The 12633-nt window shown below is 62.6% G+C and carries 13 protein-coding genes and 2 pseudogenes; 7 read left to right on the forward strand and 8 right to left on the reverse strand.

Annotated features, from left to right (window positions below; translation table 11 throughout):
• The first annotated feature begins 15 nt into the window (after nt 1-15).
• The 3 genes from ACOOHF_RS04655 to ACOOHF_RS04665 all read left to right on the forward strand — a co-directional run bounded on the left by ACOOHF_RS04655 (nt 16) and on the right by ACOOHF_RS04665 (nt 3335).
• Nucleotides 16-930, forward strand: coding sequence for a hypothetical protein (locus ACOOHF_RS04655; protein ID WP_420463571.1), 915 nt, complete (start codon nt 16-18; stop codon nt 928-930).
• Between the two features lie 822 nt (nt 931-1752).
• A complete protein-coding gene (locus ACOOHF_RS04660; protein ID WP_420463572.1) occupies nt 1753-2532 on the forward strand; it encodes a DUF3800 domain-containing protein in 780 nt (259 codons plus the stop codon).
• Between the two features lie 329 nt (nt 2533-2861).
• On the forward strand, nt 2862-3335 hold the full coding sequence (locus ACOOHF_RS04665) for an arginase family protein (RefSeq protein WP_420463573.1): 474 nt from the start codon (nt 2862-2864) through the stop codon (nt 3333-3335).
• A 148-nt stretch (nt 3336-3483) separates the two neighbouring features.
• Here the strand turns inward: ACOOHF_RS04665 and ACOOHF_RS04670 are convergent, their stop codons facing one another.
• Nucleotides 3484-3726 carry a hypothetical protein gene (locus ACOOHF_RS04670; protein ID WP_420463574.1) on the reverse strand — a complete coding sequence of 81 codons (243 nt, stop codon included), beginning with the start codon at nt 3724-3726 and terminating at the stop codon, nt 3484-3486.
• Between the two features lie 90 nt (nt 3727-3816).
• On the opposite strand from ACOOHF_RS04670, the gene ACOOHF_RS04675 reads away from it, so the two are divergent.
• The 3 genes and pseudogenes from ACOOHF_RS04675 (at nt 3817) to ACOOHF_RS04685 (ending at nt 5618) form a co-directional block, all read left to right on the forward strand.
• Nucleotides 3817-4572 (forward strand): type IV toxin-antitoxin system AbiEi family antitoxin, encoded by a 756-nt coding sequence (locus ACOOHF_RS04675; RefSeq protein ID WP_420463575.1) that lies wholly within the window; start codon nt 3817-3819, stop codon nt 4570-4572.
• Nucleotides 4554-5334: pseudogene (locus tag ACOOHF_RS04680) on the forward strand (hypothetical protein). Before ACOOHF_RS04675 ends, ACOOHF_RS04680 begins: the two are co-directional and overlap by 19 nt.
• Nucleotides 5331-5618 (forward strand): nucleotidyltransferase family protein, encoded by a 288-nt coding sequence (locus ACOOHF_RS04685; RefSeq protein ID WP_420463576.1) that lies wholly within the window; start codon nt 5331-5333, stop codon nt 5616-5618. The pseudogene ACOOHF_RS04680 and the gene ACOOHF_RS04685 overlap by 4 nt, the downstream one beginning before the upstream one ends.
• Before the next feature lie 234 nt (nt 5619-5852).
• Here ACOOHF_RS04685 and ACOOHF_RS04690 read toward each other — a convergent pair whose 3' ends face one another.
• The 3 genes and pseudogenes from ACOOHF_RS04690 to ACOOHF_RS04700 all read right to left on the reverse strand — a co-directional run bounded on the left by ACOOHF_RS04690 (nt 5853) and on the right by ACOOHF_RS04700 (nt 7073).
• Entirely contained in the window at nt 5853-6281 is a 429-nt protein-coding gene (locus ACOOHF_RS04690) for a hypothetical protein (protein WP_420463577.1), read from the reverse strand.
• Nucleotides 6281-6682: pseudogene (locus ACOOHF_RS04695) on the reverse strand (VOC family protein). Before ACOOHF_RS04695 ends, ACOOHF_RS04690 begins: the two are co-directional and overlap by 1 nt.
• A gap of 73 nt (nt 6683-6755) precedes the next feature.
• Complete coding sequence (locus ACOOHF_RS04700) at nt 6756-7073, reverse strand: HigA family addiction module antitoxin (RefSeq protein ID WP_420463578.1); 318 nt, start codon at nt 7071-7073, stop codon at nt 6756-6758.
• Nucleotides 7074-7502: 429 nt separating this feature from the next.
• On the opposite strand from ACOOHF_RS04700, the gene ACOOHF_RS04705 reads away from it, so the two are divergent.
• Nucleotides 7503-7853: a nucleotidyltransferase family protein gene (locus tag ACOOHF_RS04705; RefSeq protein ID WP_420463579.1), complete on the forward strand. Its 351-nt coding sequence runs from the start codon at nt 7503-7505 to the stop codon at nt 7851-7853.
• Between the two features lie 276 nt (nt 7854-8129).
• Here ACOOHF_RS04705 and ACOOHF_RS04710 read toward each other — a convergent pair whose 3' ends face one another.
• The 4 genes from ACOOHF_RS04710 to ACOOHF_RS04725 form a co-directional block, all read right to left on the reverse strand.
• A complete protein-coding gene (locus tag ACOOHF_RS04710; protein ID WP_420463580.1) occupies nt 8130-8996 on the reverse strand; it encodes a DNA adenine methylase in 867 nt (288 codons plus the stop codon).
• Nucleotides 8983-9756 (reverse strand): hypothetical protein, encoded by a 774-nt coding sequence (locus ACOOHF_RS04715; RefSeq protein WP_420463581.1) that lies wholly within the window; start codon nt 9754-9756, stop codon nt 8983-8985. The genes ACOOHF_RS04710 and ACOOHF_RS04715 overlap by 14 nt, the downstream gene beginning before the upstream one ends.
• A 164-nt stretch (nt 9757-9920) precedes the next feature.
• Entirely contained in the window at nt 9921-10982 is a 1062-nt protein-coding gene (locus ACOOHF_RS04720) for a hypothetical protein (RefSeq protein WP_420463582.1), read from the reverse strand.
• A gap of 1462 nt (nt 10983-12444) precedes the next feature.
• Nucleotides 12445-12630, reverse strand: a complete 186-nt coding sequence (locus ACOOHF_RS04725; RefSeq protein WP_420464335.1) for an rRNA adenine N-6-methyltransferase family protein — start codon at nt 12628-12630, stop codon at nt 12445-12447.
• Between the last annotated feature and the right edge of the window lie 3 nt (nt 12631-12633).

The following is a 12633-nucleotide window of genomic DNA, read 5'->3' on the forward strand; positions in this document are numbered from 1 at the left end:
TGGGATCAGAGCTGTGTGAACCAACCCGAGCTCCTCCCCGAAATCGAGATCCGGGTAGGCCGCTTCTTGGCAGTCCCGCTGTCGACCGTGAGCGACCCCGAAACAACGCTGGAGCCCTTTGGATACCCCGAGGCCCGACTTCGGTGCGTCCGGGACATCGGCCGCGACCGTCTGGCGCCAGCAATCCACGCTGCGATGAGGATCGCCGGCGCCGTGGTGCGCAACCTGAAGGAGCCGGTGCCGGCACCTACGGCCCCCCCTTCCGACGGACTCGCGTGGCGCCAAGAGATCCGGGGTCTCGACGGTAGCTCAGTCTTGGACGCCATCGTCGAAGACCTGTGGACGCGAGGGATTCCCGTTGTTCCAGCCCACCTGCTGCCGACGCCTGGTTTCCAGGGACTTGCCGCGGTGGTCGAGGACAGGCCCGTCGTCGTCTTGGGTCACAGGCATGACGAACCGGGCCGGGTCGCTTTCCGCATCGCCCATGAGGCTGGGCACATCGCAAAGGGGGATTGCACGCCTGATGCTCCGGTGGTCGATGAGGATGAGGAGATTCTGCAGGACGACGAAATGGAGGCACTGGCAGACGAGTATGCGATCCGAGCGCTCGTTGGCGAAGCCGCGATTCCTGTGCCGAGCCCCAGCGCTCCTGGCAACTTCAGGGACCTGGCCACTCAGGCCGCAGCGGCGGCGCGGGAAACAGGCGTCGACGCGGGATCGATCATCTTCTCATGGGTGCGTACGGCGGGCGACTACGCGACTGCCACCAGGGCCACGAAAGCCCTGTACCTCGCAACCGGAGCCACCCGAATCCTACGGCAGTACTTCGAGAGGTTCGTAGACGTGGAGGGCGCGTCTCTGAGTGACCAGGAACTCATGAGGGTGATTGTCCCTGGGTCGCCTCCCAGCGCCGATGCGTCTTCTCGTTGACAGCGACGCGTTCTGCAACCTGGCGGCGTCCGGTCTCCTATCGGATGCCGCTGCGCTCTTTAACGCCGAGCTCGGCGAGTGCGGTCGACTGCCGGCGCTTCCCCACATGCTGCGGCGTGGACGACTGCTGTACCGGTAGCCGTCCGGATGCACCGTCCGGTACTCCCGCCACAACAGTCTGAGCGTGACGCCCTTGTGGCGCTGAAGCTCCCGGTGCACCCGGTCCCAGTCCGGCTCGGGGCGGGGAACCCGCGAGGGCGGAAGCGAGGGGAACAGCGCCGCCTCCAGAGCGGTGTCGTCCAGCCCCTCAGGCAGCGGCCAGGAGAGCCCCGCCGCGCTCGCCCGGCCCGCGTAGTCGCTCACCGTGCTGTTGGCGACGCCCAGCGAGGCGGCGATCTCGCGGTGGCTGCGCCCGAGCTCGTACTTCAGGCGCATCAGTTCTCTGAACTTGCGCATGGACAACCTCTTCCGCGACACCCTCTCCCTCCTCCGTCTCAAGGACCTCGTCGAGAAGGGAAAGAGGGGGGCGCTACAGCAGGTTCTCCAGCACCGCTACTCGCTCACTCCAGGGTGATCGGCATGCCTCGGAATCACTGATCGGCATGCCTCGGAATCACTGATCGGCATGCCTCGGAATCACCGATCGGCATGCACTGGAATCGGTGATCGGCATGCGTCGGGAATCCGCATTCACGGCACACGCGATGGTCTGGAAATGCCGGCGCGCGGATCCACATCAAAACTCAATCTTGACCGCCACCGGAGGGGACCCCCTTTTCCTAGACTCACATGTCCCATTTGCCTTCAGAAGAGAGGCTGCCATTGTTCGTCTACATCGATGAATCCGGCCACCCACATCCGAACGACCACCCACGACCGGTGGATGTTGGCGTATGCCTTAAACGAGAGGATGTGAGGCACATTGCAGGAGCCCTCCATCGTTTCAGTGAAGACTTCCGTGCCAGTATTGGCGGTTCGGCGACGCTCCGACGCGACGAGCGCGAAGGAAAAGCCACCGCCTTCCTAAGTCGGAAGGCGATATTGGGGCGCTGGCCCGCAAAACGTGTGTACGCGGACTCCGTGATGGATCTCATCCGGAACCTTGATGTTACGATCTTCGCTATGGTGATGGAGCGCCCGGACAGACCAATCTACCGCGGAGATGACTTCCTCCAGACCCAACACCGATGGATCCTGGAGAGGGTCGACACCCTGATCGAGAGGAAGGAGACCGGACGTATGGCGACGGTGGTCTTCGACGGGCGCTCTCCCTCCGAGAACATCAGACTCGACAAGTGCTTCTCCAGCTTCTTTTTCCGTACGGCAGAAGGCCGCGCGATGACGCGGATCGTGCCTGGGGTGTTGTTTGTGGATTCGGAGATCACGCCGGGTATCAAACTAGCAGACTTCTGCGCCTACATTCTCAGAGTCTACTACGAGCAGGGGCTTGATCGGCAGGAGCCGAGCGGTGACCCCTACCTTGCGACGATCAAGCGATATGCGGACATCATCCGACAGAAGACCTTCGATTGGGATGAGGATGGCGTGAGATTTTGGGGAATCCGTACGATGGGGAAAGATCATTTCCGTTATGCGGAGTAACCTACCCTTCCTTAAAAAACGGGAGCCAGTTGCGGCACCAAGGATCAAGAAGACCCTCTCCGGGCACCGCTCCCGGCTCCAGTTTTGGAACTTCTAAGGGTTCGAGGTTGTTGTCAACCCCTCTCCTCTTGGCGCGGCTTGGTGTACGAGATAAGGCCGTGGTGGTGTTCTCGGTCTCGTGCTCTTCGATTGAGTCCTGAGGCGAATCGGGGACAGCCGGCTGTGGGCGATTCATGCCGGCCTGAGTCTTAGGGTTGAGAAGATCCCCGAACCGGGCCTAGCGAACGCGAAGCAGCCTTCCCAAACGGAGAAGCTGGGGGATGTCACCCATGACCGAGAAGATGCCTAGGTTCGACGCCCTCGCGCGACTCGAGCCCGTGGACCTGCGCGACTGCTGGAAGAACGAGGCTACGGACTTCACGCGCTGGCTCGCACGCGAGGAAAACACCCAACTCCTGGGCGACACGATCGGCGACGAGGCGAACGACGGTCCCGAATACCTGCACATCTCCTTCGACATCGACGTCATGGATCCGGCTTACACCTCGGGCACGGGGACGCCGGTTCCGGGAGGGCTGACGCCCCGGGAAGTGTTCTACATCGTCCGCGGGCTCTGCTCCGAGAACAACGTGGTGGGCTTCGACCTCGTCGAACTCAACGCGCTGGTCGACCCGGACTACACGACCGTGCTCAACGCCAAGCAGGTGGTGGACGAGTGCATGACGGGGATCGCGCTCAGGAAACTGGGGCTCGGAAACCGGGACTACCTGAGCCCGCTGACGCGCGGGGACGGTCGGCGGTAGTCTCCCATCGCGCGCCAGCCTCGGGAGGACGCCGGTTTTCTCTCGAGAGAGGCATTTCACCGGTACGCTGAAAACGCCATATGGGTGAAATTCACTTGATGTTTTTCACCGTAGGCGCTATTTTCAGCGTATGATGAAAACCCATGATTCAGTAAACGACCCAGGAATCGCCGCCTTGCACGCGGCCCGCGACCTGCTCGGACACGTGCCGCACCTGGAGGCCGGTGCGGTCCGCCAGGAGCACCTGCTCGGAAGGCACGCTCGCATAGACGGATGTATCGAGTTCGAGCACGGCGATGAGGCCTATGCCCTCCTCATCGAGGTCAAGCGGAGCGGTGCTCCTCGTTTCGTCCGTTCCGCAGTCTATCAGCTCAAGGGATACCTGGCGCATGCTCGCGAGTCCGCCCCCGGGGACCCCGGCCAACGATGGATCCCCATGCTCGTGAGCCCATACTTGTCGCCCGAGTCCCGGTCGATCTGCATGGATCACGACGTCGCTTACCTGGACCTGGTCGGGAACGCACATCTCGCTTTCGATAACGTCTATATCGATCGGACCGTCGCTGACAGGCCCAAGTCCGCAACCCGCGCTCTAAGATCGATGTTCACGCCGAAGGCGGCCGCGATTCTCCGGGTGCTCCTTCGCGATACTGCCCGGGCATGGCGCGTAACGGAACTGGCGGAAGCGGCCGACGCGAGCCTCGGCCACGTGAGTAACGTTCGCAAAGCTCTGCTGGCGCGGGAATGGATCGAGACGCAGAAGGACGGTGTCATCCTCGTCCAGCCGGATGCGCTACTGAAGACGTGGCGCGAGGAATACCGCAGGCCGACTGGCCGCCGCATCAGCGGGTACACGCTCTTCCATGGCAAGCAACTCCACGAGCGGCTGTCGGGAAAGCTCAATTCGGAACCACAGCGTCCGCGCGCAATCTACTCGTCGAATTCAGCCGCCCAATGGCTGGCGCCCTTCCTCCGTGGTGGCACGCACAACTTCTACGCCGACGAACCGGGCGCTCGGGTGTTGAAGGAGGTGTTGAAGCTGACCCGTGCCGAGAAAGGAGCAAATGTTACCGTGTGCATTCCGAAAGATGAGAGTCTACTCAAGGACGCTGTTGAGCCGGCGCCAAGCGTCTTCTGCACATGCCCGATCGTCACGTACCTCGATCTCTGGAACGGCAACGATCGGGATCGTGAAGCGGCCGACCACTTGGCTTCGAGGTGCTTTCCGTGGCTGTGACGGAGCCTCAATCCGCCGGCGACTACGATGACCGGACGACGGCGGCGGTCAAGTCCGTGTTGGTCGAGATCGGCCAGATCCTCGGCAGACCTCGGTCTCGACGCCTCCGCCCTGGGCGACGGCGAATACGTTCGACTTGTCGAAGCCCCGCAGACACACGGCTACCAGCAACGGGAGAGTCTGCGGCGTTTCCAGCTCGTCCGCACCGTACCCTCCACGGACGGCGAACCCGACATCGACGTAGTCGTCGACTTCCTGATGCCGCGCGACGTGAAGATCGCAAAGAATAGGCCGCCGCTCATCAGCCAGTTCGCCGTCCAGCGTGCCGATGGGGCCGAACTGGCGCTCAGATTCTATCAGATGGTCGCCATCGAAGGAGATATGCCCGATGGGGGCAGGAATCTCGTTCGTATCGCCGTTGCGTCGATTCCAGCCCTCCTGGCCATGAAAGGCTACGCCATCGCCAATCGGTTCAAACGCAAGGACGCCTATGACATCTACTATTCGATCCGGAATTTTCCGGATGGGATGGACGCACTTGTAGAAGCAACCAGACCTCTTCTTGACGTACCATCGGCACGGCGAGGCTACTGTTTGATCGCCGACAAGTTCCGTGACGTCGAAGACTTTGGACCGACGAGCGCCAGGCGGTTCGTGGAGGAAGCCGACCTGCTCGGCGACCGCACCGCGGATCAATGGCAGCAAGACGCCTTCGGACAGGTTGACGCATGGCTCAGAGAACTGGGCCTGAGGGTTACATGAACGCCATCAAGACGTTCTGCGACCGTTGGCAGGTGGAGGAACTGGCGCTGTTCGGGTCGGTGCTGCGCAATGACTTCGGGCCGGACAGCGACATCGACGTACTCGTCCGCTTCCGGGCGGAGCGAACGCCGGGTCTGTTCGGGATCGCCGGGATGGAGCGGGAACTGGCCGAGTTGCTCGCCCGCAGAGTCGATCTGGTGAACCGCGCCGCGATCGATGGGAGTCGAAACTACATTCGCCGGAAGGCGATCCTGGAATCCACGCGGGTCGTTTATGCCCCGTGACCGTTTCTCGAACTAAGAAAATAACCCCGCCCGAGGCCTTTCGGCGTGTCGGGCGGGGAGCAAGTTTCCTAGTCAGGCGCGTATGCCGGACGTGTACCGAAGGATACAAACTCCCTGCACGGCCATCAACTCGAATCCCTCGACGTGGTCGAGCGGCAGATCGCCGGTCCGGCCATCCATTGAGTCCCTGCTGATCGAGGCCGGGCGCGACTCCGGCAGCCCGGGAATGGACTGCTACGCGCGCAACTTTCTCGATCCGAACCAGACGCCCACGGCCCCGATCAGCGGGTTGAGCCAGTTGAACCATGCCGGGTGGAGGGCGCCCGCGGTCGCCTCCATCATCGACACGTCATCGGGGCGCGGTCCCGCCGCCATCTCCACCGGCATCAGGGCCCTCACCACCCCGAGTACGATCACGATGGCGATCAGTATCGTGGCGGCCCTGGCATCGTGCGCCACCCTGGCACAGACTCGTCCGCCGATGTACGCCGCCACGAGCCCGAGCACGCCCGAGCCGAGTGCCCAGCCGCCGGGTACCTCCCACGAACCCGGCTGGAAGGCGCGCGAGGGCCCCACCGTCAGCCACAGAAGCGAGAAGAGTGCGAAGAGCACGGCGGCCATGGCAATGTAGCCGACGATGGCGGCGAGGATGTTCCTGAGCATCATGTTCCTCCCTGAAGGTTCTCCTCTGAAATCTGGATCAGGTTGCCGCACGAATCGTCGAAAACTGCGACAGTAACACTCCCGAGGTCTGTTGGCGGCTGCACGAATCACACGCCTTTTGCCGTGAGACGCTCGTGCTCGGCTTCGATGTCATCGACTGCGAAGGAGGCACTGGGGATCCCGTCCTCCACAAGCGCAGCTTTGAACGGACGGACTGCGGGGTGGCCATCGGGCTCGAGCAGCAACTCCGTCCCCTCGGGAGCTTCCTCGGATACCACGGTGATCCAGGCGTGCTCTCCCATGGGGATGTTGTGCTTTACCCGAAAGCCGAGCGTCTCTGTGTAGAAACGAAGCGCCTTCTGTTGGTCGTCCACTAAGACGCTGGTCAGGTGGATTCTCATTTCCCTACGTCCTCATCCGTTGAGTGTGAAGTGTCCTCGTCTGTCGAGGTGGGCCACCGTTCCCCGATTGCCTTCAGCGGGGCGCCCTCGAACCAGTGGAGCTTCGACCTACCGCATGCCGAGGTGTGACTTGCTCGGCGATCTCGCGACCCGCCTCGATCTCGGCCCGGCGAAGCTGCCAGGTCTTCTGAAGGTTCAACCAGAGTCGCGGCGTCGTCCCAAAGTACCTGCCCAACCGCAACGCCGTATCGGCGCTCACGCCGCGCTGGCCGTTGAGGATCATGGTTACCCGGTTCACCGGCACGCCGAGCGCCTTGGACAGCGCGTTGGCCGACAGCCCGAGTTCGTCGAGTTCCTCGCGCAGGATTTCGCCCGGGTGCACCGGCCTCATGCCGTTCCTCGCGTTCATGTCACACGCCTCTCAATGGTAAATCCACGATCTCGACCGCTGAAAGCGCACTTCGAAGGCTTCCGATGGATAGCATAACTCCGCAAGTTGCGTTTTGGGTGAGATTTGACGATGCTCCGAACGTAATTCCTCAGGTCGTCCTCTACTGCACATGGCCTTCGGGCGCAGCAAGACGCTGAGGTAGGAGCCCCGGGGCCGTTTCGTCCTCGGGGCTCTTGCGTTTAGACGGCCCCGGACCCGAACGCCAGACCCTGCCGCGGGTGACCACCGAGACGATACCTGCTCATCCCCGTCCGCCATCGTGTCCGCCCGCTTGATGCCTCGCCCGAAACGACCGAGCTTTGGTGTCGACCTCGGCGAGTACGGGCGCTCGGCGGTCAAGATCGTAGATCTGGCGTAGCGGAGGCTTCAGTGCAACCTGGGACAGAAACCGTCGAAGACCAGGAACGGCTGGCGGCGCGGATAGGCGTCCCCATGAACGTCATCAAGGCGTTCTGCGACCGTTGGCAGGTGGAGGAACTGGCGCTGTTCGGGTCGGTGCTGCGCAATGACTTCGGGCCGGAGAGCGACATCGACGTACTGGTCCGCTTCCGGACGGAGCGAACGCCGGGTCTGTTCGGAATCGCCGGGATGGAGCGGGAACTAGCCGAGTTGCTCGCCCGCAGAGTCGATCTGGTGAACCGCGCCGGGATCGAGGAAAGCCGAAACTACATTCGCCGGAGGGCGATCCTGGCATCCGCGCGGGTCGTTTATGCCCCGTGAGGGCAGGACCGCTTTCGAAATGCTGGCGGACCAGCGGTTTCGGGAAGCACGTGCAGCCCTTGGGCGAGGCCGCACGCGCCTCGTCCCGGCGCTGACCCCGCTCAGTGAAGCGGCCCAGACGGCGCGTAAGCCCCTCCCGCCCCACGAACTCTACGACGCGAAGAGCGACCGTGTACACCGGGAACCGGGGCGTGGACGCGCCGCTCGAACCGCAAGGGGCCAGCGGTAGGGCTTGAGTGTGATCCTGCGGGCGTTGTTGAGGAGGCGGCCGGAAGCCTAAGCCGAATGCCAGCGAATCGACGCCGAGCCGGTGTCGGTGGGGAGGATCATCCAACGAGGGGCGATCAAGAGTTCTCCTCCACGCCTGCGGTTGGAGGCCGAGTAGCGGAGAGAATAGGACCTGACCGTCGCCCACTCCTCGTAGAGCGCTCGCACCTCCGGGCAGTCATCGTACGTCAGGACCCACGGGCTGTCTTTCAGCGTTCGCAGAACCTCGGCGAGCGCCGCGTGATACGGGGGATCGAGGGCATTCAGGTACAACGTCGGCCCCTTCCCGAAGTACGGCGGATCGATGAAGAAGAACACGCCGTCGCTCGCGAGTCTCTGAACGAATTCGATCCCGTCCTGCGCGGACAAACGGATCCGCGCCCCGTGCCGAGCGACTCGTTGGCACCGCTCCACCAGCCCCTTCCGGTTGAACCGGGCATCGAGACGCCATTTCCCGGCTTGCTCGATCCCGCCGATCGGTCCCCCGTTACGGATGATTCCAGAGCGATTGCAGCGGTTCAGATAGAACGCGGCGAACGCCCGTTCCAGCCGTGACGCCGACCCCGGATCGCGATAGATCGCACGCTGACGGCGCCACTCGTCCACGGTGAGCGGTACCGTGTGGATCATCTCGGAGAACTGGTCGGTCTGCTCCAGAACCGCCCACCAGATGTCCGAAACAGCCTCATCGATATCGTTGATGTGGATTGCGGGCGCCTCCTCGCGGAACAACAGAGTCAGCGCGGCCCCGGCTCCACCCGCGTACGGCTCCGCGAAATCTCGGTCTCGCAATCGATTGGCGACCCGCACGCGATTGAAAAGCCTCGCCATCGCGGACTTCCCGCCCGGATAACGGAGAGGGCTAGCAGTCCCCATGACGCCCCGACTTCAGGGAGGTTTCGATCCAGTCCTGGAGACGCTGTTCAAGCGGATCATCCAACGTTCGCCCACACAGTGAGGAGATGCGGCAACGGTCGAGCAGGAGTTGATCGACCCTGGCATCGTCCGCGTCGTCTTCCGACAAGGCCCTTGGCACGAAGAAAGCCGGAATCGGGTCCACGGCGATCGTTCCGGCGATATTCCTCTTGCACCAGCTTTTCGGCCGCAGTTCGTGCGCCTTCTCCTTCCATCGCCGACCGACCGCACACTGGCCAAACAGTATCAGCTTCGAGGGTCGCCGATCGGGGAAATCCCTCCACGCCAAAACATCCAGGCCATCATCGTTGGACTGATTCAAGTTCTTCCGATTCTTGCAGGCCTCTCCTTCGCGCAGGAGATCGACCAGGTGCGTGACAGCGTCACGGAATCCCGCCGGGAGGTCCTGCCGAGGCCATCCGAATACCGCAGTCGACTTGCCGTCACCGAGATACCGGCCGGCCGCCGCCGCACTCAATTCCTCGAACAGCTTGTAGACCGGGGTTCCATCGTCGTGGTCGTCCGTGATGCCGAGAGATACGAGGAGCTGGAACAGATATGCGGCGGAAGGCTCGTCACGAAGCTGAAGCCCGTCCTGCGTGATTTCAAACGGGTACGAATCGTCGGGTCCGCAAGCCTGGTCCCGGTGCGAAAGAACTTCCACCCACTCATCGAGACGCCTCTCGAAGGGCTCGATGTCTCGCCACCCCTCCTCCGGCACCCCCTCTCCGGGCTCCGGGTAGGTCGCAACTGCTTCATCCTCGGACATCGTGAGCCGGAGCTGACGGATCACGTCGGCCCACGCAATGTAGCCGTTGGAAGCCGCCGCGCAGGCCCATTCGAGAAGGTCGGCGTTCTCCTCGGCCGCCAGGCTTGAGTCTACGATCAAGACTCGTCGGACGTCATGAGGGCGTTGAGTGACTCCGCTTGTCGAAGGAGACTACGCCCCGTCTCCATCAGATCCTCCTCGCCCCTAAACCCGGTCGAAACAAAACGCATGGCTTCCCTGGCGCTTGTTTCGGCCTTCGTGAGCGCGGTGCGGAACAGGTGAGCGTCGCCGAGCGAAGCGTCCAGCGCCACGGAAAGCGAGTTTCCGCCCTCCAGCAAGTCCACGCCTTTCTGAACCTCAAGGGCGCGCGCAAGGTGACGAAGGTCCGGGTTCTGGCGACGAACCACTGCCTCGATGCCCTGAGACTGGCTTCCGAAGAGCCACGCCATGAGGTACTGCAATCTCCGCAGTCGGTCGCCAGGAACGGGGTTCTCGTTTTCCAGCGCCGCGGGGTCAACTCCCAGGTAGTCCCGGATGGACACGTAGCCCAATGCGGTCCAGAGATGGGAAAAGGGAAATCGTCGGTGCCTGGTGTCGGTCGTATCGAAATCGAACTCGTTCTGCGCCTGTCGAAGGACGACGTATCCTCGGTACAGGCGCGCGACGGTCTCGTGACGATCTCCAATCCCGGACGCGATTTCGGCGAGACTCAGACCGAAGTTGCGCCGTACATGGAATACGTACTCCGCTTTGGCGATGGAGTCCCAAACCTGTGGTCCGTTCACATGTTTGAACCCGACGAAACTCCACAGCTCCTCCCGCGTCGCGTAGATCACAGGGAGTTCCCGGATTGATTCGAGAACTTCCTCGGACAGTTTCTCGGTAAGCTGGATCCCGAGTCGCTCCCGAAGGCCGGGATCCAGGAGGATCTTGACGGCCGCGAGCCGTCGGTTGCCCTCGACTACAACCCAACGGTCTCCTTCCTCGGTCGCGAATAGCTCCTCATGGTCCCAAAAGCCGTTCGCGAGGATGGAGTCCACCAACTCGTTGACCGACTTGTTGCGCCAGAGCCAGCGGAGGATGCCTTCCTGCTGGTCGACAGAAAACGACTCGCCCGCAAGCCGTGGGTTTTCGGGGTCGAAGTACAAGTCGGCCGGAGCGTGACGAATGACCTCCAAGGCGATCATCCTTTCAAGGAAGGGCCGTGACACCAGATGGTGTGTTCAAGATGGACCCTGACATGCTGGTTGCAAAGGTATCGGCCCCGGCACCGGGGATGAACGTCCTCGGAGCCTGAGCGGCTGTAACTCAACGGTCCGCCGCGATCTCAACCGTTCGTCATCAAGCTGGGGCCGAGTGCCGTCACGGGCGTATGGGTTACGGTTCATGTTGCGGTGCCGTCGGCTTCTGGATTCGGGAGGGGATTCGTCCCTCATCTTCGGCAGGCAGCGCAAGAAGCACGGCTCCGCTTCGGGGGCCCCCATCACCCCCATCGCGGCTCCGGTGATCCGGCTGCCGTGCCGTTGGAGGATCGCCTCGATCGAATCGCTGGCGACGAAGTCGGAGTTGTGCTGCGGGGCAACCACGGTGTCGCTTTCGTCATCCCATCCTCCCGCAGAGCCGTTATCCGTTCACTCAGCTCGTCCAAGAACTCCGACAGCGTCAGCTCGAGCGCACTCGCGAACTTGCTCGCCGCATCGACCGTGAGGCGTGTCTCCTCCTTCTCCAATCGCCGGACGTGCCTCTCCGACAGCCCCGGGATCTCCGTCTGCTTCAGCTGCCGATCATGCCTCATGTCACGGAGGGCCCGCGACACGTTCTCCATCTCATACCGACGGATTTCCACGTCAGCCAGATGCATGGGATCCGCGGCCTGCAACATCTGAGAACGGACCCATGTGCACATCCCGATCGGGCCAATGCAGGTAGGAACCGGATGAATCGATCACGAACCGGCGGACCACGGCCGACTCGAACCGCCTGACCTTGGGAAGCCTTCCGACCGGGAACGTCCCCCAGGACCACCACCAGAGAGTCCTTGAGGACATATGCGTCGAGGATGCCCTCCCACGGGGCCGGTCGCTTGAGCGCGATGACCAGCCGCTTCACAACGGAAGGGTCCCGGCACACCTGCAGCCGCTGATCCGGCTTGTGGAAGTCGAAGCATCGAGGCGAGGCGAAGCACCGCCTGCTCCGGCACGTCCAGCACGGTTTCTCGAATTAAAAAAATAACCCCGCCCGAGGCCTCTCGGCGTGTCGGGCGGGGAGCAAGTTTCTTGGTCAAGCGCGTACGCCGGACGTATGCTGAAAGTATTCCAACTTCCCTGTGCTCCACAAGTTGCGTTATGGGTGGGCCCTGACGACACTTCATGTGTACGTCTCAGGTCGTCCTCTACTGCACAGAACCTTCGGGCGCAGCAAGACGCTGAGATAGGAGCCCCGGGGCCGTTTCGTCCTCGGGGCTCTTGGGTTAAGAGGGCCCCGGACCCGAACACCAGACCCTGCCACGGGTGACCACCGAGACTCCGGTCGACATGGGGGTGGAGTTCCGCAGGGCGGGTCGATCGAGTTGGCCAACGTGGCGGGACTCGCGGATGTTTCCGGCAAGGAGAACGTCGGTGTCATCCGTTTCGACGCGTACTACGATGCGGAAGGACGCCCGGCGGTAGCAGCCGTGACGACCTCACGGCATCGACATGGCAGTTCGCGAGTGAGAATACCACAGCCCGGCCCGATCTCGACGACCAGATCGCTTCGTTTGACGGGAGCCTGAGCGATCAGGATAGCCGCCAGCGGACAACCCGTAGTTGATATTTGGGAGATAATTCA

Source organism: Candidatus Palauibacter sp., assembly GCF_965216145.1.
Taxonomy (GTDB): domain Bacteria; phylum Gemmatimonadota; class Gemmatimonadetes; order Palauibacterales; family Palauibacteraceae; genus Palauibacter.